Source organism: Mesorhizobium sp. M0664 (assembly GCF_040320565.1).
Lineage (GTDB): Bacteria > Pseudomonadota > Alphaproteobacteria > Rhizobiales > Rhizobiaceae > Mesorhizobium.
Genome location: NZ_JAMYPW010000058.1, coordinates 1 through 23123, shown reverse-complemented (window position 1 = coordinate 23123; position 23123 = coordinate 1). Strand labels below are relative to the sequence as shown.

26 protein-coding genes and 2 pseudogenes are annotated in these 23123 nt (G+C 62.3%); 18 read left to right on the top strand and 10 right to left on the bottom strand.

Annotation, left to right across the window (positions count from 1 at the left end; genetic code table 11):
* The first annotated feature begins 389 nt into the window (after positions 1-389).
* The 8 genes from NKI39_RS30715 (at position 390) to NKI39_RS30680 (ending at position 5988) form a co-directional block, all read left to right on the top strand.
* Positions 390-1166 carry an SDR family oxidoreductase gene (locus tag NKI39_RS30715; RefSeq protein WP_352472599.1) on the top strand — a complete coding sequence of 259 codons (777 nt, stop codon included), beginning with the start codon at positions 390-392 and terminating at the stop codon, positions 1164-1166.
* Entirely contained in the window at positions 1163-3241 is a 2079-nt protein-coding gene (uvrC, locus tag NKI39_RS30710; protein WP_352836521.1) for an excinuclease ABC subunit UvrC, read from the top strand. Before NKI39_RS30715 ends, uvrC begins: the two co-directional genes overlap by 4 nt.
* A 100-nt stretch (positions 3242-3341) precedes the next feature.
* Positions 3342-3938, top strand: coding sequence for a CDP-diacylglycerol--glycerol-3-phosphate 3-phosphatidyltransferase (gene pgsA / locus NKI39_RS30705; RefSeq protein ID WP_023719790.1), 597 nt, complete (start codon positions 3342-3344; stop codon positions 3936-3938).
* 1 nt (position 3939) lies between these two features.
* Complete coding sequence (gene moaD / locus NKI39_RS30700) at positions 3940-4197, top strand: molybdopterin converting factor subunit 1 (RefSeq protein WP_023677674.1); 258 nt, start codon at positions 3940-3942, stop codon at positions 4195-4197.
* Between the two features lie 3 nt (positions 4198-4200).
* Complete coding sequence (locus NKI39_RS30695) at positions 4201-4680, top strand: molybdenum cofactor biosynthesis protein MoaE (protein ID WP_352836518.1); 480 nt, start codon at positions 4201-4203, stop codon at positions 4678-4680.
* An 86-nt stretch (positions 4681-4766) separates the two neighbouring features.
* On the top strand, positions 4767-5156 hold the full coding sequence (locus NKI39_RS30690; RefSeq protein ID WP_352836516.1) for a YbaY family lipoprotein: 390 nt from the start codon (positions 4767-4769) through the stop codon (positions 5154-5156).
* Positions 5150-5524 (top strand): META domain-containing protein, encoded by a 375-nt coding sequence (locus NKI39_RS30685; RefSeq protein WP_352836513.1) that lies wholly within the window; start codon positions 5150-5152, stop codon positions 5522-5524. The genes NKI39_RS30690 and NKI39_RS30685 overlap by 7 nt, the downstream gene beginning before the upstream one ends.
* Positions 5525-5718: 194 nt before the next feature.
* On the top strand, positions 5719-5988 hold the full coding sequence (locus tag NKI39_RS30680; RefSeq protein WP_352667151.1) for a hypothetical protein: 270 nt from the start codon (positions 5719-5721) through the stop codon (positions 5986-5988).
* 75 nt (positions 5989-6063) lie between these two features.
* On the opposite strand, the gene NKI39_RS30675 is transcribed toward NKI39_RS30680, so the two are convergent.
* Positions 6064-6672: a class I SAM-dependent methyltransferase gene (locus NKI39_RS30675; RefSeq protein WP_352457647.1), complete on the bottom strand. Its 609-nt coding sequence runs from the start codon at positions 6670-6672 to the stop codon at positions 6064-6066.
* Positions 6673-6923: 251 nt separating this feature from the next.
* Positions 6924-7592, bottom strand: a complete 669-nt coding sequence (locus NKI39_RS30670; RefSeq protein WP_352836510.1) for a hypothetical protein — start codon at positions 7590-7592, stop codon at positions 6924-6926.
* Positions 7593-7774: 182 nt separating this feature from the next.
* Here NKI39_RS30670 and NKI39_RS30665 point away from each other — a divergent pair, with 182 nt between their 5' ends.
* Positions 7775-8155 (top strand): hypothetical protein, encoded by a 381-nt coding sequence (locus tag NKI39_RS30665; protein WP_352836508.1) that lies wholly within the window; start codon positions 7775-7777, stop codon positions 8153-8155.
* Between the two features lie 12 nt (positions 8156-8167).
* A complete protein-coding gene (locus tag NKI39_RS30660) occupies positions 8168-8629 on the top strand; it encodes an ImmA/IrrE family metallo-endopeptidase (RefSeq protein WP_352836506.1) in 462 nt (153 codons plus the stop codon).
* Positions 8630-8667: 38 nt separating this feature from the next.
* Here NKI39_RS30660 and NKI39_RS30655 read toward each other — a convergent pair.
* From NKI39_RS30655 to NKI39_RS30635, 5 genes and pseudogenes are all read right to left on the bottom strand, one after another.
* Positions 8668-9649 (bottom strand): annotated as a pseudogene (locus NKI39_RS30655) (IS1595 family transposase).
* Positions 9650-9814: 165 nt separating this feature from the next.
* Positions 9815-10237 carry a nucleoside-diphosphate kinase gene (gene ndk / locus NKI39_RS30650; protein WP_023677669.1) on the bottom strand — a complete coding sequence of 141 codons (423 nt, stop codon included), beginning with the start codon at positions 10235-10237 and terminating at the stop codon, positions 9815-9817.
* Positions 10238-10476: 239 nt separating this feature from the next.
* Positions 10477-10773, bottom strand: a complete 297-nt coding sequence (locus NKI39_RS30645; protein ID WP_352617688.1) for a DUF1905 domain-containing protein — start codon at positions 10771-10773, stop codon at positions 10477-10479.
* A gap of 148 nt (positions 10774-10921) precedes the next feature.
* Complete coding sequence (gene bluB, locus NKI39_RS30640; RefSeq protein WP_352617690.1) at positions 10922-11557, bottom strand: 5,6-dimethylbenzimidazole synthase; 636 nt, start codon at positions 11555-11557, stop codon at positions 10922-10924.
* A gap of 313 nt (positions 11558-11870) precedes the next feature.
* Complete coding sequence (locus NKI39_RS30635) at positions 11871-12581, bottom strand: glutathione S-transferase family protein (RefSeq protein WP_352472606.1); 711 nt, start codon at positions 12579-12581, stop codon at positions 11871-11873.
* Positions 12582-12654: 73 nt separating this feature from the next.
* On the opposite strand from NKI39_RS30635, the gene NKI39_RS30630 reads away from it, so the two are divergent.
* The 3 genes from NKI39_RS30630 to NKI39_RS30620 all read left to right on the top strand — a co-directional run bounded on the left by NKI39_RS30630 (position 12655) and on the right by NKI39_RS30620 (position 14400).
* Positions 12655-13167 (top strand): DinB family protein, encoded by a 513-nt coding sequence (locus NKI39_RS30630; RefSeq protein ID WP_352472607.1) that lies wholly within the window; start codon positions 12655-12657, stop codon positions 13165-13167.
* A 14-nt stretch (positions 13168-13181) separates the two neighbouring features.
* Positions 13182-13481, top strand: coding sequence for a hypothetical protein (locus NKI39_RS30625; RefSeq protein ID WP_352617699.1), 300 nt, complete (start codon positions 13182-13184; stop codon positions 13479-13481).
* A gap of 130 nt (positions 13482-13611) precedes the next feature.
* Positions 13612-14400, top strand: a complete 789-nt coding sequence (locus NKI39_RS30620; RefSeq protein WP_352472609.1) for a GGDEF domain-containing protein — start codon at positions 13612-13614, stop codon at positions 14398-14400.
* A 12-nt stretch (positions 14401-14412) separates the two neighbouring features.
* On the opposite strand, the gene NKI39_RS30615 is transcribed toward NKI39_RS30620, so the two are convergent.
* The 3 genes from NKI39_RS30615 to NKI39_RS30605 all read right to left on the bottom strand — a co-directional run bounded on the left by NKI39_RS30615 (position 14413) and on the right by NKI39_RS30605 (position 17229).
* Positions 14413-14715 carry a DUF982 domain-containing protein gene (locus NKI39_RS30615; RefSeq protein ID WP_352836503.1) on the bottom strand — a complete coding sequence of 101 codons (303 nt, stop codon included), beginning with the start codon at positions 14713-14715 and terminating at the stop codon, positions 14413-14415.
* Between the two features lie 164 nt (positions 14716-14879).
* Positions 14880-16961, bottom strand: a complete 2082-nt coding sequence (locus NKI39_RS30610) for an ATP-dependent helicase (protein WP_352541647.1) — start codon at positions 16959-16961, stop codon at positions 14880-14882.
* Between the two features lie 94 nt (positions 16962-17055).
* On the bottom strand, positions 17056-17229 hold the full coding sequence (locus NKI39_RS30605) for a hypothetical protein (RefSeq protein ID WP_023677660.1): 174 nt from the start codon (positions 17227-17229) through the stop codon (positions 17056-17058).
* Between the two features lie 122 nt (positions 17230-17351).
* Between NKI39_RS30605 and NKI39_RS30600 the strand changes: the two genes are divergently transcribed.
* The 5 genes and pseudogenes from NKI39_RS30600 to NKI39_RS30580 all read left to right on the top strand — a co-directional run.
* Positions 17352-17531 carry a hypothetical protein gene (locus tag NKI39_RS30600; RefSeq protein ID WP_023677659.1) on the top strand — a complete coding sequence of 60 codons (180 nt, stop codon included), beginning with the start codon at positions 17352-17354 and terminating at the stop codon, positions 17529-17531.
* A gap of 466 nt (positions 17532-17997) precedes the next feature.
* Positions 17998-19875, top strand: a complete 1878-nt coding sequence (locus NKI39_RS30595) for an ABC-F family ATP-binding cassette domain-containing protein (RefSeq protein WP_352836501.1) — start codon at positions 17998-18000, stop codon at positions 19873-19875.
* Between the two features lie 125 nt (positions 19876-20000).
* Positions 20001-20408, top strand: coding sequence for an SMI1/KNR4 family protein (locus NKI39_RS30590; RefSeq protein WP_352817550.1), 408 nt, complete (start codon positions 20001-20003; stop codon positions 20406-20408).
* Positions 20409-20477: 69 nt separating this feature from the next.
* Positions 20478-22586, top strand: coding sequence for a molybdopterin-containing oxidoreductase family protein (locus NKI39_RS30585; RefSeq protein WP_352836498.1), 2109 nt, complete (start codon positions 20478-20480; stop codon positions 22584-22586).
* Between the two features lie 56 nt (positions 22587-22642).
* Positions 22643-23008: pseudogene (locus NKI39_RS30580) on the top strand (DUF2270 domain-containing protein); the annotation flags it as partial.
* Positions 23009-23123: the final 115 nt, after the last annotated feature.

Below are 23123 nucleotides of genomic sequence, written 5' to 3'. Positions count from 1 at the left end.
GGCTTGTTGTTTATGAGCGCCCTCAACCCGTCCGGGGGATGAAACGGATCCGGCGTTCAACGGTTCCAAATGTCGTGTCGAAATGCGGCTGAAGCGAACCTGAACTTGGGTCATTCCCTGGCACGAATGAGGCAGAACCTTGACGTTGCATCTTCGCAACAGCGAATGTCAGCAGGTTCGCCGTGCTGCACTGCACACGGCTTGGTGTAAGGGCTCCAGAGCCCTATATTGCGGGCGGGCTGGCCCGAATTCCGGTCGAGCCAAAACGCCCACCGGGCACTTTGCCACAATCCTGCCCCAGGTGGAAATGGGATTTAACGCTTGGCGGGCCATAATTTGCCGGCGCGATCCCGGCAGGCCGGAATCGGCATCGGATTAAGGATTGACAGATGAGCAAGGTCGCCGCGACGGCACTGGTGACGGGCGGTGCGAAACGGATCGGCAGGGCGATCGTCGAAGATCTTGCCGCGCATGGTTTTGCCGTCGCCATTCACTGCAATCGCTCGCTGGCCGAGGCGGAGGCACTGGCGGCCGAAATCAACAGTGGTCATTTTGGTCGACATGGCCGGGCCGCAGTGATTGCTGCCGACCTGACCGAGATGGACGCCGTCAGCAACCTGGTCGGTCGCGCGGCGGCGGCGCTCGGGCCGGTGTCGCTGCTGGTCAACAACGCCTCGCTGTTCGAGCACGACAGCGTTGAGGATTTCGACTGGCCGGCCTGGGATCGCCATTTCGCCATGCACGTCAAGGCGCCGGCGCTGTTGGCACAGACTTTCGCCCGGGCCTTGCCGCAGAACAGTGAGGGGCTGATCGTCAACATGATCGATCAGCGCGTCTGGCGGCCGACGCCGCGTTATTTCTCCTATGCGCTGTCGAAGTCGACGTTGTGGGCGGCGACCGAGATGATGGCGCAGGCGCTGGGTCCCCGCATCCGTGTCAACGCCATTGGTCCTGGCCCGACCTTGAAGAACACGCGCCAGCACGACAGCGATTTCGATGCTCAGATTGCCGGGCTGATCCTGAAACGCGGCCCGGAATTGCCGGAATTCGGTGCCACTATCCGTTATCTCTGGGCGGCACGCTCGGTCACCGGCCAGATGATCGCGCTTGACGGCGGCCAGCATCTTGCATGGCAGACGCCCGATGTGACAGGCATGACGGAATGAGCCCCATGGACCAGAAACAAAAAACGCGCGGTGGCGCCGACGACCTGCCGCCCGAAATCGACCTCGAGGACGAGGCGGCCGAGGAGGTCGTCGAGCCCGCAGCCAGCGGTCCGGACGTTACCTTCACCGCCATCGACTGGACCCCGCATGCCGGCGACGCCGACGGCATGGTCGGCGCCGAGGTGATCCAGACGCTGGTAAAGCGGCTGCCCAATGCGCCCGGCGTCTACCGCATGATGAATGCCGCCGGCGACGTGCTCTATGTCGGCAAGGCACGCAGCCTGAAGAAGCGGGTCACCAGCTACGCGCAAGGCCGGTTCCACACCAGCCGTATCGGCCGCATGGTGCGCGAGACATCGACGATGGAGTTCGTCGTCACCCGCACCGAGATCGAAGCGCTGCTGCTTGAAGCCAACCTCATCAAGCGCTTGCGGCCACGCTTCAACGTGCTGATGCGCGACGACAAGTCGTTCCCCTATATCCTGTTGACCGGCGACCATGTCTCGCCCGGTATTTACAAGCACCGCGGCGCGCGCTCGCGCAAGGGCGACTATTTCGGCCCCTTCGCCTCGGCCGGCGCAGTTGGCCGTACCATCAACTCGCTGCAGCGCGCCTTCCTGCTCAGGAGCTGCACCGACTCCTTCTACGAGAACCGCACCCGGCCTTGCCTTTTGTTCCAGATCAAGCGCTGCGCCGGCCCGTGCACCGGCGAAATCTCGCACGGCGACTATGCAAGGCTTGTCGCCGAGGCGAAGGATTCTCTCTCCGGCCGCAGCCAGAAGGTGAAGACGGAGATCTCCGCCGCCATGCAGCAGGCTTCGGAGAACCTCGATTTCGAACGCGCCGCCATCTACCGCGATCGGCTGGCGGCGCTGTCGCATGTGCAGAGCCATCAAGGCATCAATCCGCAGACCGTCGACGAGGCCGATGTCTTCGCCATCCATCAGGAGGGCGGCCAGGTCTGCATCCAGGTGTTCTTCTTCCGCACCGGCCAGAACTGGGGCAACCGCGCGTATTTTCCCAAGGCCGATCCGGCGCTCGAAGCCGGCGAGGTGCTGGGATCGTTCCTGGCGCAGTTCTACGACGACAAGCCGACGCCGCGCACCATGCTGTTGTCGCATGGCGTCGAGGACCAGGAATTGCTGGCGGAGGCCCTCTCCACCCGCGCCGGCCGCAAGGTGTCAATCTCCGTGCCGCAGCGCGGCGAGAAGAAGGACCTGACCGACAACGCGCTGCAGAACGCGCGCGAGGCGCTCGGCCGGCGGCTCGCCGAAACCTCGACCCAGGCGCGGCTGCTCACTGGCTTTGCTGAGACCTTCGGCCTGGAAAAACCGCCGGTGCGCATCGAGGTCTATGACAACTCGCACATCATGGGCACCAACGCCGTCGGCGCCATGGTCGTCGCCGGGCCGGAAGGTTTTGTGAAGAACCAGTATCGAAAGTTCAACATCCGCTCGACCGAGATCACGCCGGGCGACGATTTCGGCATGATGCGCGAGGTGATGCAGCGGCGCTTCTCGCGGCTGTTGAAGGAACATGGTGACGCCCCGCAAACCGAGGGCGCGGACGAGGCGAGCCCTACCGAACCGGGCGACGATATCGAGGACGCGGGCGCCTTCCCCGCCTGGCCCGACGTCATCCTCATCGACGGCGGCCAGGGCCAGATGACGGCGGTGCGCAAGATTCTCGCCGATCTCGGCATCGAGGACCGCGTCGTGGCCATCGGCATCGCCAAGGGTCAGGACCGCGATGCCGGCCGCGAACGCTTCTTCGTCAAGGGCAAGGCCCCATTCTCGCTGCCCGTTCGCGATCCGGTGCTCTATTTCGTGCAGCGGCTGCGCGACGAGGTCCATCGCTTCGCCATCGGTTCGCACCGCGCCCGCCGCAAGAAGGAGATGGTCAAGAGCCCGCTCGACGAGATCAGCGGCATCGGCCCCGGCCGCAAGCGCGCGCTGCTGATGCATTTCGGTACGGCCAAGGCGGTCAGCCGTGCCGCCGTCGAGGACCTGGTCAAGGTCGACGGCATTTCGGAGCAGGTGGCGAAATTGGTCTACAATCATTTTCACGAGAGCTAAGACCTATTGCCGATATTTCGGCTGGCTAATCGATTCTGGCCTGTTGACCCCCCACATTCGCTTCTGATTTGACTAAGCAGGCAGAAAGAGTTCCCAAAACATGTCCCAGCGCGCGTTCAACCTGCCCAACATGCTCACCTACGCCCGCATCCTGGCGGTGCCGCTGGTGGTGCTGTGCTTCTTCCTGGAAGGCCATCTGAAATCGAGCGACTTCGCGCGCTGGTCGGCGCTCATCATTTTCCTGCTCGCCTCGATCACCGATTACTTCGACGGCTATCTGGCGCGCGCCTGGCAGCAGACCTCCAACATCGGCAAGATGCTCGACCCGATCGCCGACAAGCTGCTGGTCGCCACTTGCCTGCTGCTGCTTGCCGCCGACACCGACCGCCATGCCGGCATCGCCGGCTGGTCGCTATGGGCGGCGATCATCATCCTGTGCCGCGAGATCCTGGTCTCGGGCCTGCGCGAATATCTGGCGGCCTTGAAGGTCTCGGTGCCGGTGACGCAGCTCGCCAAATGGAAGACCACCATCCAGATGATCGCCATCGCCTTCCTGCTGGCAGGTCCCGCCGGCGACAAGATCTTCCCGCTGACCACCCAGACCGGGCTGGTGCTGCTGTGGATCGCAGCCCTGGTGACGCTCTACACCGGCTACGACTATTTCCGCGCCGGCCTCAAGCACATCATGGATGAATAAAATGTCGACGAAGCTCATCTATTTCGCCTGGGTGCGCGAGCGGATCGGCAGACCGGAGGAAGAGGTCGAACTGCCGGCCGGCATCGAAACGGTCGCCGACCTGTTGCGCTGGCTGAAATCGCGCGGCGAGGAGTACGAGAACGCGCTGCAATATCCTGACGTGATCCGCGTCGCCATCAACCAGGAACATGTCGAGCACCGCGAGAAAATTGCCGGCGCGCGCGAGATCGCGCTGTTCCCGCCGATGACCGGTGGCTGAACCATGTCCGCGGTGGTGCCCGTCGTGCGCATCCAGGCTGAGGATTTCGACGTCGCCGCCGAGATCGCCAGGCTGACCAGGGGTCGCAAGGACATCGGCGCTGTGGTGACCTTCTCCGGCCTTTGCCGCGACGAGCAAGGCAGGCTCTCCGCGCTCGAGCTCGAACATTATCCCGGCATGGCCGAAGCCGAGATATCCCGCATCGCCGGCGAGGCAATCGAGCGCTGGCCGCTGCAGGGGCTCACCGTCATCCATCGCCACGGCAAGATCGCGCCGGGCGAAAACATCGTGCTGGTGGTGTCGGCTTCCGCCCACCGGCAGGCGGCGTTCGAGGCCGCGAATTTCCTGATGGATTATTTGAAATCACGGGCGCCGTTCTGGAAAAAGGAACACCATAGCGACGGTTCCGAAGCCGGCTGGGTCGAAGCCAAGGAAGCCGACGACAAGGCGGCGGGGCGCTGGAAGCAGCCGCCGTCCAAATAAAATCCCTGGACAGCCATGCCCATACCCCGCCAGCCATTCATTGACCGCAATCCTGCGAGATCTTTGGCCGGAAGGGGAGCAGGATCATGCTGGACAGGATCGCCGAGTTCTTCATCTTCGGACTGGTGCCGCTGGCCGTCGGCATCCTGGCCGTCCCGGATCGTTCCGTGGCTGCCGAAAGGTCCCTCAAGGGCGAGGTGATGTATCGCGAGCGCATCGCGCTGCCGCCCAATGCCGTGCTTTCCGTGCAGCTTGCCGACGTGTCGCTGGCCGACGCGCCGGCCGCAATCATCGGTGAGCGCAAGGTGGTGCCGGCCGGCCAGGTGCCGATCAAGTTCGAGATCAGCTTCGATCCGCAGGTGATCCGGCCTGATATGACCTACGCGCTGCAGGCGCGCATCACTGTCGATGACCGGCTGCTATTCGCCACCGATACGCGCTATCAGGTCGACCCGCGCCACAGACCATCATGCTGAAAATGGCGGCGCCGAGCGATGCGCCGGCGGCAGCTTCGGTGTTCGGCCAAAGCTGGCTGGTCGAATATATCGACGGTGTCGGCGTGATTGCCGAGCCGCGGGCGACATTCCGCATCAGCGAAGCCGGCAAGGCCGGCGGCAGCGGCCCTTGCAACGTCTATTTCGCCACCGCCAGGGTAGATGGCTCGACGATCGCCATCAGCGACATCGGCTCGACCTTCAAGGCCTGCGCGCCTCAGGTCATGGCCGAGGAAAAGGCGCTGTTCGAGGCGCTGGCCAAGGCGGCATCCTACCACGTCGACACCGGCAAGCTTGTCATCATTGACAGCGGCGGCCGCGACATTCTGCGCTTCAACGCCGCGAGCTAGCGCATCACCCAAGCCGATTACTCTCTGCGGCAGCTGCATGCCGATCACATTGTGTTTCAGCGGGAATAGGCCGGGCAGAGGGCGCGTTAGTTCCACATAAAAATGGCGGGTAAGGCAAAAGGGACGTTGTCCCTTCGTTGAAGCCGCCAGAATGGCTGCGGCTCGTTCTGGCCTTAACTCAAAGGAGTCCAGACATGAAAACGCACACGCTTATCCTTGCTGCCACCGGTGCATCGCTCCTTGCCTTTACCGGCCTTGCCAAGGCGGACGACCATCTCGTCAATGCTCTTGACCACGGTCTCAAAGCGGACAGCCAACCGTTCCAGACCAACAAGGCCGGCCATAGCGGCGATCTCGCACCGGGGCAGGGCAGCCCGTTTTCAGGTGAAGAGACCAAGACCCCGTCTACCGACACGCCAGCGGCGAATGAACATGCGAACGTGAAGGAACGCCAGGCGAAATAGACCGGCAGAACCCGCCGCTAGGGGGCGGCGGGCGACATGTATCGGGCGACGATGCCGCATCTCATGCGATATTTCTCAATTCGTCGCGAGTTTGAATACCGCGCCATAGTGATAGGGCGGCACATCAACCAGCTCGGCGAGCTTGAACCCGCTCGCTTCCACCGACGCGGTGGTCTGTTCGGGTGACAGCCTCAGCTCGGTCTTTGGCCCGCGCGGCTCGCCCAGGACCGTGGTTTGCTCGCGCGGATACTGGTGCCAGTTGACGATGGCAAAACGACCCGCAGGGCCAAGCGTCGCGCGCACGGCGCGGGCAAGCCGCGGCCGATCCGGAACGCCGTGGAAAGCGTTGGCGATAAAGACGAAGTCGACGGTTTGAGGCACCAGCCTGGCAAGGTCATAGGCGTCGCCCGCCAAAAACTCGCAATTGCCAGCGCCTCCTTCGGCCAGCCGCCGCCTGGCGACTTCGAGCAGATCGGCATCGATGTCGATAGCGATCACATGACGGGCGACCCTGGCGATTGGCAGCGTGAACCAGCCGTCGCCGCAGCAGAGATCGACCACGTCCGTGCCGGGCTTCATGCCGACCGCCGCCAGGACGCTGGCGGGCTCGGGCCACAGCGCTTCCCACCAGCCGCCGGTTGGCATTTCGGTGCCTTGGAAGAAACCGGGAATGGTGCTGGTCATGGCCTGGTCGGCTCCATTGTCGGGACCGCGTTTGATCCGCCCCTCCGAGCTTAACGCACCCGTGACCCGTCGAGGAGCCTGAAGCTGAAAATGTCCGCTACTGCATGTCGCGCAAAACTGTGCAGCGGTTTTGCGATAACGACATGCATCAAGACAAGAAACCCCATTATATACTTGACGTACTAAGGGAAATTTTCCTATGATTCGCGAGCGTGACAGGCCGGAAAGAGATCATGAGTTTGTGGGGTGCCTTACGCCCGACGTTTTGGCTTCTTCTGCTGCTTTGGTTTCGGAGTGGCTTTCGGAGAACCGTGACTGGATTGAAGCTGGAGGGTCAGGTGATCTTGATCGTCTGGTGTGCGACCTAGCCACTCATCTGCATCAGCACTGCGGATTGCCTGAACCGCAGATTTCCAGTGGACGCGTGCTGTTGCCCACTCATGAATGAGATCGACAACTGTTTGTGTTTGCCTGTCCAAATAGGACTTGGTGTAGCTTACGCCTGAGCCGCGCAAGCCGCCTTTCCTTGCTGCCATGCGCAGCCAAATTGGCTGGTCTCCTTTATCCAGCTTAATTGCCATGGGCTGGCTGTGAACAATCGAGATGCGAGATTCAGCGTTGGCCTTGGCTGTCATATTCACGAGTTTGTCAAAGCGATCTTCCCAGTCACCCGAAATGGGACGCCAGACTGAATCATCGTCAGATCGCAGCGTTTCAAAAAGAGCGTGCACTAAATCCAATTTGGCGCGCATAGCGAGATTGGCTGTGACAATCATGCCCGTTCTCAGATTGGTAAATAATAGGTCGTGGATCGCTTCGTCTATCTCGCGCTCCAGCGCTCCCCATGCGAAGATGAAGCGACCAACAGCGCGTTCCACTTTCAGATCACGCGCGGGCAAATAAGGTTTATTGTCACTCATGCCGGAAACCTCAAAAGACAAAGACCAGGAAAAGGGCGACGAGGTATTGCGCCGCCTGTTGAAAACACCGCCGAAGCCGCACGGCGAGTCGGCCCCATCAAAAGACCAAAAGCCAAAAGTCGCAACCAGACGCAAGAGGTTGCAAAAACCAGCTTCGTAAGCAATGCTATAAAATTATGAGATTGCAGGCGCTGAGTATTTTTCTGGTCATTGTTATTTTTGCCCTTGTCATTGAGATACTTCATGACAAGGGCTTTATCGTTTTCGATGGCGGCCTCGAATTGTCATCGGTGCTATTGACGGCGGCTAGCCTGGTAGTAACTGGCGTCGGTGTTATGGCGGGCATTCTCGCAATCTTTGGGTACGGACAGATTAAGGAAGCTGCCATACATGCCTCCCGGACGGAGGCCCGTACGGTCGCTGAAGATGCGGCTCGAAGAGTAGCGACGGAAGTGGCATCGTCTGTAGCCGCGCGAGTCGCGCGGGAAGTCCCGGCCTCTACAACCACAGACGAACAGGCCGCAGAGATTGTTCAGGCGCTCGACAATGAGGACCAAGCATGATTCAAGGGCGCAATGGAACCCTTTGAGGTAATAGCGAGGTACCAAAACAAGCCGCCAGTGCCTCTGGATAGGATTTGCGCCGACCTAGGCTTGCGCATTTCCTATGTCAATCTTGGATCCGATGTCGCCGGCCAGATAATTCGTGATGGTCGAAGCCATTCCGGATACTCAATCTTTATCAATTCCACTCAGCATCCGAACCGACAGAGGTTCACATTGGCGCATGAAATCGCACATTTCGCGCTTCATCGTGATTTGATCGAGAGCGGCATCATAGATGACACGATGTACCGCAGTTCGTTGAGCGATGTTTATGAGGTGCAAGCGAACAAGATGGCGGCAGATATTTTGATGCCAATCCGCTTGGTGAAAAAGCAACGAGACTTGCTGGGAGGGGACGCGGGCGCACTGGCGCGCGTCTTCCAAGTTTCACAAGCATCAATGCAAATTCGGCTGGATGGCCTCAGGGCTTAAGCTTCTTACGCAGATGCATTAGCTTCCTCGCCTTCTGCTTAGGCGTGATCGGCTTCACCAATCCGCCGACAGGTCAAACGCTTGTCGCGGGCCATGCGAAGCAAGTCTTCGGCGCGTTCTGCATCTGAGACTTTCAGCGCCGTGCGACGATTGTAGCGGAAATCGAACTCGGCAAGGTAGCGGTGCAAATGGGCTTCGCCGCAATGCTGATAGACGCCGATCATGCCGCGCTTGAAGACTGAGAACACGTTCTCAATGGTGTTCGAATGGATGCGATCCCGTCCTCGTAGCGGACATATTCGCCGTCTGAATGCTTCGTGGTCTTGTGGGTAGCGAACTCGCCGCCAGTCTCCGTGTAGAGGTTCGACGCATCGGTGTAGAGGATGGTATCGCGCGATACGTTGCGCACCAGCACGTCACTGACGGTCGCCTTGGTGGCGTCGTTCAAATGGAACATGCGAGCCTTGCCGCCGCGCTCGACCAGCCGACGACGATGCGCTTTTCGCGACCACCGCCCTTGCCCTTCTTGGTGAAGGGACGACCCTTACGTTGGGCTGATACGCGAGGCGTCTCGCGCTTTCCGATGTAGGGTTCGTCCGCCTCAACAGTCTTGCCGTTGCCCCCGATAGGACCAGCAGAAGCAACATCCTCTTTCATGGCTTCGCGGATGCGGTGCGCCATGAACCAAGCGGTTTTGTAGGTGACGCCAAGCATGCGGTGAAGCTGGTGCGCGCTCATGCCTTTTTTGGACGAAGCGTAGAGATGCGAGGCCAGCACCCACTTGTGCAAGCCGATCTTGGAACGCTCGAATACAGTGCCGACCGTGACCGAGAACGGCAAGCGGCATTCGTTGCACTTATAGACGCCGGGACGTGTGGACTTGCCCATAAGCTTGGTAATGCGCTCAGGATTGGCATTGCCGCAATGAGGGCAGAACGGGCCATGCGGCCAATGAATGGCCTCCAAATGCTCGCGAGCCTTGTCAGCGTCGTGGTAAATTTCGTTGGTCAGGTCGAACATTGCGGTAACTCCCTAATTCGTTATCGCAAAATCCGCTTGGTACGTCAAGTATATAATTAGGAAAAGAAACCTAAATTGCATCGCAAGAGGCCGGTCGAACGCGACGCGCTTTAGCAAAAAAGGCGGCGTTGCGCCGGCCTCTTTGATGGGGTTCGGGATGCCGGCTCAGCCGACGATCTCGGTGTCCGAGAACCAGTATTTGATCTCCTGCGCGGCGGTTTCCGGCGCATCGGAACCATGTACGGAATTCTCGCCGATCGACAGCGCGTGCAGCTTGCGGATGGTGCCTTCGGCGGCGCTTGCCGGATTGGTGGCGCCCATCACTTCGCGGTTCTTGGCAATGGCGTTCTCGCCTTCCAGTACTTGCACGACTGTCGGGCCCGACGACATGGATTCGACCAGCTCGCCGAAGAACGGACGCTCCTTGTGGACGGCATAGAAACCTTCCGCCTCGCGGCGGCTCATCCACACCCGGCGCGAAGCGACGACGCGCAGGCCGGCATCTTCCAGTATCTTGGTGATAGCGCCGGTGAGGTTGCGACGGGTCGCGTCCGGCTTGATCATGGAAAAAGTGCGTTCGAGCGCCATGGGATCGTCCTTGTGATGGAGAGTGGAATTGAGGGTGGCGGGCTCTATACAAGCCGCCCGCCGGCTTGCCAAGGGGAGGCCGGTGCAGCGCGCATTTCTGCGCTGGGCAGCGGACTTTCAAGTCGAACCATGCCGCCGCTCATCTTTTTGTTGAGCATCGGATTTTCCGACAACCGGTACCCACTTTGGATCCGACCGACTGGGCTATAGCGCGTCGTCGTCAGCCTGACCCAACGTCGTCATAACTGCATCTCGATCGTCAGGTTGGCCGTGTCGCCAGCCCCGAGGCCTTCGCGGACCCGCACCGCGGTCTTGATCGGCAAGAGCAGGCTGCCGGATTTCTGGTCGGGAAACAGCGATGTCCGCCATCTGGTCTGGCCGATGACGGCTTCCACGCCAAGCGAGCCCCAGGGCCTTGCCATCCCCACCATCGCCGTCTTGATCCGGGCTCCAAGCTCCGGCGGCAGCGTCACGAAATGCCAGCCGCCCTTGCCCGGATAGACCCAGATCTCGGCCTGCATGTCGTAGCGAAACATTCTATGCCCTTCCCTCAGGTCAAGCCCGTCACGACTGGCTTTGCCATGGTGTGTCTTGCTGGCAATGCTGACGATCGGCGAAACCATCCATGACATCCACAGCCCTGCAGGGAGGAGTCATTCTTCCCCGCGCAGCGCCGCCATTCCACTACCGCCTTGTCACGATAGACGGCCGCCGGGTTTCCCAGCCTTCCCGTTCCAGTTCCGGCACGCTGTGTTCCTCCGAGGGATAGCCGATGCAGAAGTAACCGATCAGCGTCCACTCCGGCGGCACATCCAGGATCGTCGCCATCTCCGCCGGATCGAGGATCGAGACCCAGCCCATGCCTATTCCTTCGGCCCGCGCCGCCAGCCACATCGTGTGGACCGCCATGACAGCCGAATAGTCTATGGTGGCCGGCATGGTCTGGCGGCCGAGCCCATGCCCTTGCTCGGTTGCGCGGTCGGCGAAAACCGCAAGCTGGCAGGGCGCCTCATTCAGGCCGGCAAGCTTCAGGCGCGAATACAGGGCGGCGCGTTCACCGCAAAAGGTTTGGAGTGCCTCCGCGTTGCAGCGCTCGAAGCAGGCCCTGACGGCGGCGCGGCATGCTTCGCTCTCGGCGACGACGAAGCGCCAGGGCTGGCTCAGCCCGACGGACGGCGCGGCGCTGGCAAGCTCGAGCAGCCGCTCCAGCGCTCCATCGGGGAGCGGCGTCGGCTTGAACCGCCTGACGTCGCGCCGCCACAGGAAAAGGTTGGCGAGCGCAGCGCGAAAATCGGCCGGGAACTCTGGGTTTGCCGTCATGGCGCGCTGCCTTTGTTGTGATTGCCCGGTTCGCCGGATGTTCGTCTTGTTTGCTTCGATCCAGGCACTGATGAGGCGCTTCGAGCGACACTTCGTCTACCCGCATTGTCGCATTTCGCCGGCTGGCAACTTGCAGCTAAGGCCGGACGACATCCCTGCCGGCAACGCCGTTGGACCTCGATCGGCAAAACAAAACCCGCCTCGGCAGGCCGGGCGGGCGTCGGTGCGAATCATCACCATATCGAGATTAGTAGCATAGCTGCCGGCACAAAGCAAGAACAAAATGTGGCGCCTCCGATAAAAACTGCCGATTTCAACTCTCGAGCGGGGCGATCGCTGCCGCCGCGACGTTGCGGCCGAGGCCGCCATGCAGATCGAGGCATCGTTCGAACCATTGCGCCACGACGTCGCTGTCGTCGAGCAGCCGGTAGGGCGTGGCGATGCGCGCCCATTGCAGCGCGCCGAAAACGATGTAGTCGGCAAATAGCGGCGACCGGCCGCCGATGAAGGGCTGATAGCCAAGCATCGAGCGCAGCGGCTCCAGCGAGGCGCGGAAGCCGGCGAGCCCGGCGTCGCGGGTGGCGTAAACCGCCTCCAGGGGCTTGCCGAAGCGCTGCTCGCGGTTCTGCCGGAAATAGGCGGCGTTCGCCTCGTCCTGCATAGCGTGCAGGTCCAGTATCGCAGCGGTGGTGACGTAGGGATGGATGGTCAGCTGCGACCAGCGTTCGATGAAGCGCGCCGTCGCCTTGCCGCCGTCGCCGGAAAACAACGTCGGCCGCTCGGGATAGGTCTCCTCGAGATAGAGCGCGATGGCGAAGGAATCGGCGACCACCGTCTCGCCGTCGCGGATCACCGGAACGAGCTTCGAGACGCCGCCTTCCACCTTCGGCACTTCAAGGAAACGGGTCGGCACGCTGGTGATGTCGAGCCCTTTGTGGGCCAGCGCCATCGCCGCCTTCCAGCAATGTGGGCTGAATGGGCGGGCGGCATCGCGTCCGACAAGGTCATAGAGCAGAATGGTCATTGGCGGCAGCGTCCTTGCAGTCTAACTATGCCCGAAACAGACCCGCGCAGGGGGTCTCGCAGGTCGAGAGAAAATGAAACAGCATTTCAGGATGTTTGCGGCCTACAATCAATGGGCCAACGGCCGCATCTACGATGCCGCCGCCGATCTCGACGAGGAAGAGTTCGACCGCAATGTCGGCGTCTTCTTCGGTTCTATGATGGGAACGCTCAACCACCTCCTGGCAGCCGACCGTATCTGGATGAAACGCTTCACCGGCGAGGGCGACGCGCCGGCAAGGCTCGACACGGTCCTGCACCGCGCCTTGCCAGGCTTGCGGCTGGCGCGCGAGGCCGAGGACAAACGGATCATCGACTGGGTCGACGGCCTGAGCGACAAGGCGCTGTCGGGCCGCTTCTCCTACATGACCGTCTCGGATATGCGCACCGTCTCGCAGCGGCTGGCGCCGGCGCTCGACCACTTCTTCAACCACCAGACCCACCACCGCGGCCAGGCGCATGCGATCCTGACCATTCTGGGCAAGCCAAGCCTCGGACTGGACCTGACGATGTTCCAGCGCAGCGAGGAGGGCAGGGCTTTCGCCTGAATCTGGGGCGGCTGGTGACGCGGACGGTGGATAGAGGACAATCTGCCGAGATTGCAAAACGCGCCGAAACATTTTATGGAGCGGACGGTCGTGAGGGCGGCCGCTTCAGCAGCATTCAGCAGCAACAGCGAGAATTGGCACGCATGCCCAATGAACCCTTGCGCCTCGTGGCGTTCTTCGCCGTGGTCCTGGCGCTTCTCAACTCCGGTTATTATTTCCACCAGGGCGACATTGTCGCGACCATCTATTTCATGATCGGCGCCATTCTTGTGACCGCGGTCACCCGGATGAGCATCAGACGGCAGCTGATTTAGGACCGATCTCCTTATCTGGCCGCCATCTCGACGGCTGGTTTCGCTTCGACTGCGATCGAATTGAAGCAAAGTCTTAGGACTTCGTTTGCGCTGTTGCTTCAAGGTAGCCGGCTGAAGCAGGAGCAAAAGCATGCAGATCGATTTGTCCCCGACGAGCTGGGGCAGGGTCGTGGCGGTTACCGTCGCGGGCACGGCAGTCTGCATTGCAGCCGCATTCCTCGTCGATTCCTTCAATTTCCCGTATTTGTCGCCGGAAGCGCTGTGGCGGGCGCAGCTCACAGACCTGCTGCTGCCGCTTGTCCTGGCCAGCTCGTTCTTCTTCTTCCTCATGTGGAAAATGCGCCAGCTGGCGATCGCGCAGAAGGTACTGGCCGTCGTCGCGGCGACCGACAGCCTGACGGCGGTATTCAACCGGGGTGCATTTTCCATGCTCGTCGAGGCCTATCTCGAACAGGCCCGCAGCCATTCCGTCGTAAATGCCGGAGCCTTGCTGATCGTCGATGCCGACCATTTCAAATCCGTCAACGACCGCCTCGGCCACGACTGCGGAGACCAGGCGCTCAAGCTGATCGCCAGGACAATCCAGGGCCAGCTGCGCGGCGCCGACATCGTCGGCCGGATCGGCGGCGAGGAATTTGCGGTTTTCCTTCCCGGCGCAGATCCTTCGCAGTCCTGGCTGGTGGCGGAGACAATTCGCCGGCGCGTCCGTGAGGCGGAGTTCTCGCCTGGCGGCCGGCCCTGTCCTCTCTCGGTCAGCATCGGCGGCGTCGCCTTCAGCGGGCCGACCACCTACGCCGAGATGTTCGTGGTGGCGGACAAGCACCTTTACAAGGCCAAATCGAACGGCCGCGATCAGGTCAGTTTCGAAACCGCGGCAGCGGGCGACCCGCCGGGCGGCGGCCCGATGACGGTCCATTGATGGTCGTTTCTGTCAGGCGGCGTAGCCGCCGAGGCCCCGGGCGACCGGCTTGACCGAGACCGCCGGCTGGGCGGCCGACCAGAGGATGCCTGCCGTTACGGCAAAGGTGATCAGGGCGTCGCGTGCCGCTTCGGCCGAGATATCGCCGGCACGTGCCGCCTCGCAGGCCTTCACCGCGGCGCCATAGCTCAGCCGGCGGCGCGAAGGCGGGAACTCGGTCAGGAATTCGTGCATCTCGGAGAACGAAGCGATCGTACGCTTGTAGCCGGCGCCAACGGTTAGGGCGACCGGGGTGGAAAACGTCCTGTCGTGCATTCTGGCCTCTCGAATGGGCGGAGGTCACGGCGGACGCCGTTCTCCGGTCTGGGGGTCGGGCAGAAACGCGGATCACGGCGCGAGGTTCCATGTTGCCGGGATTGTTTTTTCGCCGGCTCCGGGAGCGGTCGCCGGGCGAGCAGCGCCGACGTCGAGGCAGGTGCCTATTTCCACATGCCGCGCATGCGGGCGCCGAGGTCGACACGCACCTGCGGCTGTCGGCGCGGATCGTCTCTGGCCTGGACGCTGGCCCATGCCACCTGCTCGAAGGCGCCGAGGATAGAGCGCGGGATGAAGCGCGTGCGCGAGGCATAGACATGGCGGTCGCCGCGCGCCGCCTGGCCATGGACGAAAAAGCGATGCGGCATGACCAGGTGCAGGCTGTCCTTGGCCCGCGTCATCGCCACGTAGAGCAGCCGCCGCTCCTCGTCGACGTCCTCCTTGCTGCCGACGCCGAGATCGATCGGGATGCAGCCGTCGACGGTGTTGAGCACGAAGACGTTCTTCCACTCCTGGCCCTTGGCCGAATGGATCGTCGACAGGATCAGATAATCCTCGTCGCGGTGTGGCGGGCCGGCCTCGTCGCTGGTCGCGTCCGGCGGATCGAGTGTCAGCTCGGTAAGGAAGCGCTCGCGCGACGCATAGCCGGAAGCGATCTGCTCGAGCTGCAGGAGATCGGCCCGGCGCGTCGTTGCGTCCTCGTGGATACGTTCCAGATGCGGCTCGTACCAGAGCCTGACCTGTTCGATGTCGGCCGGCCATTTTTGCGCGCCGGCGCGCAGGCCGCTATAGAGCGCGACAAAGCCCGGCCAGTCGTCGGCGGCACGCTGCGGCGGCCGATAGCGGGCAAGCCCCATCGTCTCGTCGAGCGAATTTGCCATGGTCTCGACGATCGCATTGGCGGCCGAAGGGCCGATGCCCGGCAGAAGTTGCAGCACGCGAAAGCCGGCGACGCGGTCGCGCGGGTTTTCGGCAAAGCGCAGTACGGCCAGCAAGTCCTTGACGTGTGCTGCATCGAGAAATTTCAGCCCGCCGAACTTGACGAAGGGGATGTTGCGGCGCGTCAGCTCGATCTCCAGCGGGCCGCTATGGTGCGAGGCGCGAAACAGCACCGCCTGTGATTTGAGAACAGTGCCGGCCTCGCGTTCGGTGAGTATCGCCTGGCAGACATAGCTCGCCTGCTCGGTCTCGTCGCGCACGCTGACCAGCTTCGGCTTTTCCGCAGATTTGCGCTCGGTCCAGAGATTTTTGGTGAAACGTTCCGACGCTTCGCCGATTACCGCATTGGCGGCCGCCAGGATGGTCTCGGTCGAGCGGTAATTGCGCTCCAGCATGACGACTTCCGCCGGCTGCGCGAACTGCTTGGGAAAATCCAGGATATTGCGCACTTCCGCGGCGCGGAACGAATAGATCGACTGCGCGTCGTCGCCGACCACCGTCAGCCCCGATCCGTCGGGCTTGAGGGCCGTCAGGATCGAGGCCTGCAGCCGGTTGGTGTCCTGGTATTCATCGACCAGCACATGGTCGAAACGCGCACCCAGATGCGCGGCGATTTCCGGCTCGCCGGCCATCTGCGCCCAGTAGAGCAGCAGGTCGTCGTAATCGAGCACATTCTGCGCCTGCTTGGCCTCGACATATCGGGCGAACAATTGCTTCAGCTGTTCGGCCCAGCCGGCGCACCACGGGAACACCGAACCCAGCACCTCGCCGAGCGGCGCCTGTGCGTTGACGGCGCGCGAATAGATCGCCAGGCAGGTGCCCTTGGTCGGGAAGCGGGCTTCGGTCTTTGAAAACCCAAGCTCGTGGCGGGCGAGGTTCATCAGGTCGGCGGAATCCTCGCGATCGTGGATGGTGAAGGCCGGATCGAGACCGATCTCCAGCGCATAATCGCGCAGCAGCCTGGCGCCGATGCCGTGGAACGTGCCGGCCCAGCTCAGCGCATCGGTAATCACCGAGGCATCGCGCCCCAGCACCTCGCCGGCGATGCGCTCGACCCGCTTGGCCATTTCCGCTGCGGCACGGCGCGAAAATGTCATCAAAAGGATGCGGCGCGGGTCGGCACCCCTGACGATCAGATGCGCGACCCGGTGCGCCAGCGTGTTGGTCTTGCCGGAGCCGGCGCCGGCAATCACCAGCAACGGCCCGGCGATCTTGCCGTCGCCATGTTCGACGGCAAGCCTCTGCTCGGCGTTGAGCTTCGCCAGATAGGCCGGCTGGAAGGACGAATCACGGGCGGCGAGGTTCATCGCCCATCAAGCATCGTTTCTGCTTTGTTCGCAACGGTTTGCGGAGCCGGAATAGGCCCCGTGAGCGAAGAAGCCTTGCGGGCAGGCTTGTCGACTAACGCTCGGGCTCGACGCCCATCCTTGCCGATTGCCGCCGTAGCGCCTCGCGATCGTCCTGTGGCGGTGGCAACAGCAGCGGATCGAAATCGTCGGGCACCTCATCGATCACTTTCTTGGCGACGCGATAGGCAACATAGACGATTGCCCCGGCGATGAGCAGACGGATCATGCCATCCTCCATTGATTGTGGAGCAACCGGAGACGCGGCATTTTGTTCCCAGGCCCCTTGGCGACTGCAGGAACGCGCAACCAAATCGCCGACGCCTCGTTGTCGGGCGAGAGGAGACTGCGATGAAAAAGCGCTCAATCCTGCTGCTTATGGCAGCTCTGACTGTTGCGGGTTGCGACAACAATATCCAGCCGACCAAGGCCCCTGGCGACACGGTCGATCAGAACCCGCAGGTCGACAAGAATCCGGTGCCGAAATCGACGACCGGCGGCGATCAGCCCGGCACGCCGCCGAAACAATGACCGCCTCAAATGGCGTCGATCGGGCAAGCGGCGCCGGTCAAGGAAGGTGGCCGGCGCCGCTTGGGAGGAAGCTGATGGCGCCGGCCAGGCGGAGATCAGGCCCGCCGCACATCCAAGGATAGCCGAGTCTTTCCGCAGCGTCATGGTCGATAGCGTACAGACGGCACACCCCTGTGGACAAACCTGCCGGCCACAGCAGCGTTTGTTCATCACATAGTTCGTTCTTCCCATGGAACAAACCAGGCTGCTGCGTGTTTGGATGTCGATCGGACGCTCCCAAGGCCGCCGTTCACGAAAGAGCCCGCTCTCCTTGTCCCCCCCTCAGGATAGCGGGTTCTTTTTGCGTTTTGCGGGAAGTCGCGGCGCGCGGGTCGACATCACCAGCTTTGTCGGTTTTCGCGGCTTATGCGGCGAACCGGGGCTCAAGCCCTTGCGAAGCATGGTTGTCCCGTGCAAAAGCCCGGCCATGCTGATCATCAACGACCTTTCGCTCCGCATGGCCGGACGCCTGCTTCTCGACCATGCCTCACTGACCTTGCCGGCCGGTAGCAAGGCTGGCCTTGTCGGCCGCAACGGCACCGGCAAGACGACCCTGTTCAAGGCGATCACCGGCGACCTCGCCTCCGAGACCGGCTCGATCAGCCTGCCCAAGAACACGCGCATCGGCCAGGTGGCGCAGGAAGCGCCGGGCACCGAGGAGCCGCTGATCGAGATCGTGCTCAAGGCCGACCTCGAACGGAGTGCACTGCTCGAAGAGGAAAAGACGGCGACCGATCCGCACCGCATCGCCGACATCCACATGCGGCTGGCCGATATCGATGCGCACTCGGCCGAGTCACGCGCGGCCACCATTCTCGCCGGCCTCGGCTTCGACGATGCCGCGCAGCGGCGCCCGGCCTCGTCCTTCTCCGGTGGCTGGCGCATGCGCGTCGCGCTGGCCGCCGTGTTGTTTGCCGAGCCCGATCTGCTGCTGCTCGACGAGCCGACCAATTATCTCGACCTCGAAGGCACGCTCTGGCTGGAAAACTACGTGTCGAAATATCCGCACACCGTGCTGCTGATTTCGCACGATCGCGACCTGCTCAACCGCGCCGTCAATTCGATCGTCCATCTCGACCAGAAGAAGCTGACCTTCTGGCGCGGCGGCTACGACCAGTTCGAGCGCCAATACACCGAGCAGCGCGAATTGCAGGAGAAGGGCCGCGTCAAGCAGGAAGCCGCGCGCAAGCACATGGAATCCTTTGTCGAGCGCTTCCGCGCCAAGGCGTCGAAGGCGAGGCAGGCGCAGTCGCGCATCAAGGCGTTGGAGAAGATGAAGCCGATCGCCGCGATCGTGAACGACACGGTGCGGCCGTTCTCCTTTCCGGAGCCGGTGAAGTCGGTGGCCTCGCCGATCATTGCGCTGAACAACGTCAACGTCGGCTATGTCGAGGGCGAGCCGATCCTGAAGAAGATGACGCTGCGCATCGATGCCGACGATCGCATCGCGCTGCTCGGCGCCAACGGCAACGGCAAGTCGACTTTCGCCAAGCTTTTGGCCAGCCGGCTGAAGCCGGAGACCGGCAGCATGACGGTGGCACCCGGCCTCAAGGTAGCAATCTTCGCCCAGCACCAGCTCGACGACCTCAGGCCCGACGAAAACGCCTATGAGCATGTCCGCCGGCTGATGCCGGATGCGCCGGAATCCAAGGTGCGCGGCCGCGTCGCCCAGTTCGGCCTGACCACCGAAAAGATGAACACCGCCGCCAAGGATCTGTCCGGCGGCGAAAAGGCGCGGCTCCTGATGGGCCTGTCGGCCTTCGAGGGGCCGAACCTTTTCATCCTCGACGAGCCGACCAACCATCTTGATATCGACAGCCGTGAATCGCTGATCCATGCGCTGAACGATTTTCCCGGCGCGGTCATCCTGATCTCGCACGACCGCCATCTGCTCGAAGCGACCGCCGACCGGCTGTGGCTGGTCAAGGACGGCGCGGTTAATCCGTATGACGGCGATCTCGAGGATTACAAGACGCTGGTTACCGGCGTCTCCGGCGACCGCCGCGGCAAGCGCGAGGCGGAAAAGGCGTCGAAGGCCGACCGCCGCCGCGACGCAGCCGCGCGCCGCGCCGCCTTCGAGCCGCTGGCCAAGGAAATCCGCGCCACCGAAGCGCTGATGGACCGCCTCCGCAAGCGCATCGACCTGATCGAGGACGAACTCGCCAACCCGGCCATCTACGAAAAGGACCCCTCGACCGCGACAAGGCTGGCCAAGGAGCGCTCACAACTTGCGCAACAGCTGGCCGGCCATGAGGAAAAATGGCTGTCGATGTCGGCGGAGTACGAGGAAGGCACGGCGGAGTAGGGAGAGCGCAATCTCCCCCCTCGCGGGGGAGATGCCGCGCCTACGACGCGTTGCTCAAGCCTGTCGCGGTCATGGCCGGGTACGTTCCTGGATACCCACGTGGTTCGCCGTAGGGGGTGAATGAGATGCTTGAAGGTCGGGAGTGGCGCAAAAAAGATGGAGCGTCAGACGAAGCGATCGAGAAACTCAGGGACGTGGGGCCTTTGGTCCTGCCTGAAGGCTATGTTGCCCTTCTCTCTTTCAGCAACGGTGGTGAGGGCCCCCTGCCAGTCCAGCCGCTATGGCTTGCCTTGCACGCTGCGGAAGAGGTGATCGAAATAGAGCAACAGGGGACATTCAAGGAGTTCTTTCCGGGTTTTTTCGTTATCGGCAGCAACGGGGGCGGCGAGGCGATTGCGTTCGATCTACGCACAGTGGGGCTTTATCCGCTCGTTGCGTTTGACATGACAAATATCGATCTTGTCGAAAGCGTTTGGCCCATTGCGCCGGACTTTGATGCATTCTTGGACTTGATCGGCCTTTCCGACGAATAGCCCAGAGGGGGATGTAGGCCCGCCCATCTGGCCCTACACGTCGCCATATCAACCAGCTAGTTTGCTCCCATGAATCAGCACGCCAAGCTCAAAATCGGCCATTCGGCCTGTCCGCATGATTGCCCTTCGACCTGCGCGCTCGAGGTCGAGCTGCTCGACGCCAGGCGCATCGGCCGCGTCCATGGCGCCAAGGCCAACAGCTATACGGCCGGCGTCATCTGCGCCAAGGTCGCCCGTTACGCCGATCGCGTCCATCATCCCGACCGCCTGCTGAAGCCGTTGATCCGGGCCGGCGCCAAGGGCGAGGGTGCCTGGAAGGAAGCGAGCTGGGAGGCGGCGCTTAATCTGGTCGCTGAAAAATTCATCGCGGCGGAGGCAAAATACGGCTCGGAGACGGTCTGGCCCTATTACTATGCCGGCACGATGGGGCTGGTGCAGCGCGACGGCATCGAGCGGCTCAGGCACGCCAAGAAATATTCCGGCTTCTTCGGCTCGATCTGCACCAATCTGGCCTGGACCGGCTGGATGATGGGCGCCGGCGCGCTGCGCGGCCCCGACCCGCGCGAAATGGCGAAGTCCGACTGCGTGGTGATCTGGGGCACCAACGCCGTGGTCACGCAGGTCAACGTCATGACCCACGCCATCAAGGCGCGCAAGGAACGCGGCGCCAAGATCGTCGTCATCGACGTCTACGAAAATGCAACGATGAAGCAGGCCGATCTCGGCCTGGTGCTGAAGCCCGGCACCGACGGCGCGCTGGCCTGCGCGGTGATGCACGTGCTGTTCCGTGACGGCATGGCCGACCGCGCCTATCTGGAACAATACACCGACGATCCTCACGGTCTGGAAGCGCATCTCAGCACAAAGACGCCGCAATGGGCCGCTGATATCACCGGGCTTTCTGTCGACGAAATCGAGGCCTTCGCCCGTCTCGTCGGCAGGACGAAGAAGACCTACTTCCGCCTCGGCTACGGTTTTTCGCGGCAGCGCAACGGTTCGGTCAACATGCATGCCGCGGCCTCGATCGCCGCGGTTACCGGCTGCTGGCAATATGAGGGCGGCGGCGCCTTCCATTCCAACTCGGGCATCTTCAAGCTCAACCAGGAACTGCTGGAAGGCACGCGGATGCGCGATCCCTCGATCCGCCATCTCGATCATTCGCGCATCGGCCCGGTGCTGACCGGGGCTGAGGATGCGCTCTATGGCGGCCCGCCGGTGACGGCGCTGCTGATCCAGAACACCAATCCGGTGAATGTCGCGCCGGAGCAGCGGCTGGTGAAGCAAGGTTTTCTGCGCGACGATCTGTTTTCCTGCGTGCACGAGCAGTTCATGACCGACACCGCCAAGCTCGCTGATGTGGTGCTGCCGGCGACGATGTTTCTCGAGCATGACGACGTCTACAAGGGTGGCGGCAACCAGCACATCACACTCGGGCCGAAGCTGATCGACCCGCCGGAAGGTCCGCGCACCAACCATTTCGTCATCGAGGAGCTCGGCAAAAGGCTCGGTGTCGCCGATCGTCCTGGCTTCGGCATGACCGAGCAGCAGCATATCGACATCATTCTGGGCAAGCGCGGGCTGGGCAGCTTTTCGAGCCTGAAAGAGCAGAAATGGGTCGATTTGCAGCCGGATTTCGCGGCCGCGCATTTCCTCGACGGCTTCGGCCATGCCGACAAGAAGTTCCATTTTCGCGCCGACTGGACGGGCCAGGCCGCGCCCAACCGGCCACCGAAAAGCATGGGCCTGTTCGGGCCGGTGGCGAGCCTGCCGGAATTCCCCGACCATGTCGACCTGATCGAAGTGGCGGACGAGGCGCACCCGTTCCGGCTGACCACCTCGCCGGCGCGCAATTTCCTCAATTCGACCTTTGCCGAAACGCCGGTATCGCAGGCAAAAGAGCGCCGGCCGGAGCTGCTCTTGCATCCCGATGATGCGGCGGCACTCGGCGTCGCCGACGGCGGCCGTGTCGAAGTCGGCAACCAGCGTGGCGAGGTGGTGCTGCACGCAAAGCTGTTCGACGGCATCAAGCGCGGCGTCGTCGTCGCCGAAGGCATCTGGCCGAACAGCGCCCATGAGCGCGGCGAGGGCATCAACGTGCTGACCGGCGCCGATGCGCCGGCGCCCTATGGCGGCGCCGCCTTCCACGACAACAAGGTCTGGCTGCGCCCGGCGGATTGAGCGTCGGAACGATATCTCCATCCGGCCGTTTTCGCGTGGCGGGTGGAGGCATTGTCATGGCAGAAGTGTTGCCGGCGCCGGATCCCATCGGAAGGACACTGTCGTCCGGCGAACTCGTAACCACGATGTCCCACTTTCATCGCGCCGAGATTGCGCGCATGGCTGGGTGGCGTGACCGCCTGGACCGGACGAGCAACTGGGCGATAACCGTTGTCGCAGCAATGCTGTCCGTTTCGCTTTCGACAGCCAGCGCTCACCATGGTGTGCTGCTGTTTGCCATGCTGCTTGTTCTGCTGCTGCTGTGGATAGAGGCCCGCCGATATCGCTTCTTCGACTTCTACCGGGCTCGCGTGCGCCAGTTCGAACGGCACTATTTCGCGCAGATATTCTCGCCGCAGCCGGACTTCGCGTCCGATTGGCTTCTCTATTCGGCGCTTTGAAGTCAAGCGCATTAGAGCACGTCCTGTTTAATCCGGTTCATATCCTGCGGCCTTAAAGTAGTTTGCGCATTCGGCTGGCGTGAACAGGTCGAGAAGC

Bases quoted from the DNA above. Each gene is read 5' to 3' on its own strand.
- NKI39_RS30615 (WP_352836503.1), bottom strand. From the start codon at position 14,715: ATGCACGACAGGACGTTTTCCACCCCGGTCGCCCTAACCGTTGGCGCC.
- moaD (WP_023677674.1), top strand. From the start codon at position 3,940: ATGTCGACGAAGCTCATCTATTTCGCCTGGGTGCGCGAGCGGATCGGC.
- NKI39_RS30685 (WP_352836513.1), top strand. From the start codon at position 5,150: ATGCTGAAAATGGCGGCGCCGAGCGATGCGCCGGCGGCAGCTTCGGTG.
- bluB (WP_352617690.1), bottom strand. From the start codon at position 11,557: ATGACGGCAAACCCAGAGTTCCCGGCCGATTTTCGCGCTGCGCTCGCC.
- NKI39_RS30660 (WP_352836506.1), top strand. From the start codon at position 8,168: ATGGAACCCTTTGAGGTAATAGCGAGGTACCAAAACAAGCCGCCAGTG.
- NKI39_RS30690 (WP_352836516.1), top strand. From the start codon at position 4,767: ATGCTGGACAGGATCGCCGAGTTCTTCATCTTCGGACTGGTGCCGCTG.
- NKI39_RS30590 (WP_352817550.1), top strand. From the start codon at position 20,001: ATGCTTGAAGGTCGGGAGTGGCGCAAAAAAGATGGAGCGTCAGACGAA.
- NKI39_RS30680 (WP_352667151.1), top strand. From the start codon at position 5,719: ATGAAAACGCACACGCTTATCCTTGCTGCCACCGGTGCATCGCTCCTT.
- NKI39_RS30585 (WP_352836498.1), top strand. From the start codon at position 20,478: ATGAATCAGCACGCCAAGCTCAAAATCGGCCATTCGGCCTGTCCGCAT.
- NKI39_RS30695 (WP_352836518.1), top strand. From the start codon at position 4,201: ATGTCCGCGGTGGTGCCCGTCGTGCGCATCCAGGCTGAGGATTTCGAC.
- NKI39_RS30670 (WP_352836510.1), bottom strand. From the start codon at position 7,592: ATGAGTGACAATAAACCTTATTTGCCCGCGCGTGATCTGAAAGTGGAA.
- NKI39_RS30630 (WP_352472607.1), top strand. From the start codon at position 12,655: ATGAAACAGCATTTCAGGATGTTTGCGGCCTACAATCAATGGGCCAAC.
- NKI39_RS30610 (WP_352541647.1), bottom strand. From the start codon at position 16,961: ATGAACCTCGCCGCCCGTGATTCGTCCTTCCAGCCGGCCTATCTGGCG.
- NKI39_RS30715 (WP_352472599.1), top strand. From the start codon at position 390: ATGAGCAAGGTCGCCGCGACGGCACTGGTGACGGGCGGTGCGAAACGG.
- NKI39_RS30595 (WP_352836501.1), top strand. From the start codon at position 17,998: ATGCTGATCATCAACGACCTTTCGCTCCGCATGGCCGGACGCCTGCTT.
- pgsA (WP_023719790.1), top strand. From the start codon at position 3,342: ATGTCCCAGCGCGCGTTCAACCTGCCCAACATGCTCACCTACGCCCGC.
- ndk (WP_023677669.1), bottom strand. From the start codon at position 10,237: ATGGCGCTCGAACGCACTTTTTCCATGATCAAGCCGGACGCGACCCGT.
- uvrC (WP_352836521.1), top strand. From the start codon at position 1,163: ATGAGCCCCATGGACCAGAAACAAAAAACGCGCGGTGGCGCCGACGAC.
- NKI39_RS30600 (WP_023677659.1), top strand. From the start codon at position 17,352: ATGAAAAAGCGCTCAATCCTGCTGCTTATGGCAGCTCTGACTGTTGCG.
- NKI39_RS30675 (WP_352457647.1), bottom strand. From the start codon at position 6,672: ATGACCAGCACCATTCCCGGTTTCTTCCAAGGCACCGAAATGCCAACC.
- NKI39_RS30645 (WP_352617688.1), bottom strand. From the start codon at position 10,773: ATGTTTCGCTACGACATGCAGGCCGAGATCTGGGTCTATCCGGGCAAG.
- NKI39_RS30620 (WP_352472609.1), top strand. From the start codon at position 13,612: ATGCAGATCGATTTGTCCCCGACGAGCTGGGGCAGGGTCGTGGCGGTT.
- NKI39_RS30605 (WP_023677660.1), bottom strand. From the start codon at position 17,229: ATGATCCGTCTGCTCATCGCCGGGGCAATCGTCTATGTTGCCTATCGC.
- NKI39_RS30635 (WP_352472606.1), bottom strand. From the start codon at position 12,581: ATGACCATTCTGCTCTATGACCTTGTCGGACGCGATGCCGCCCGCCCA.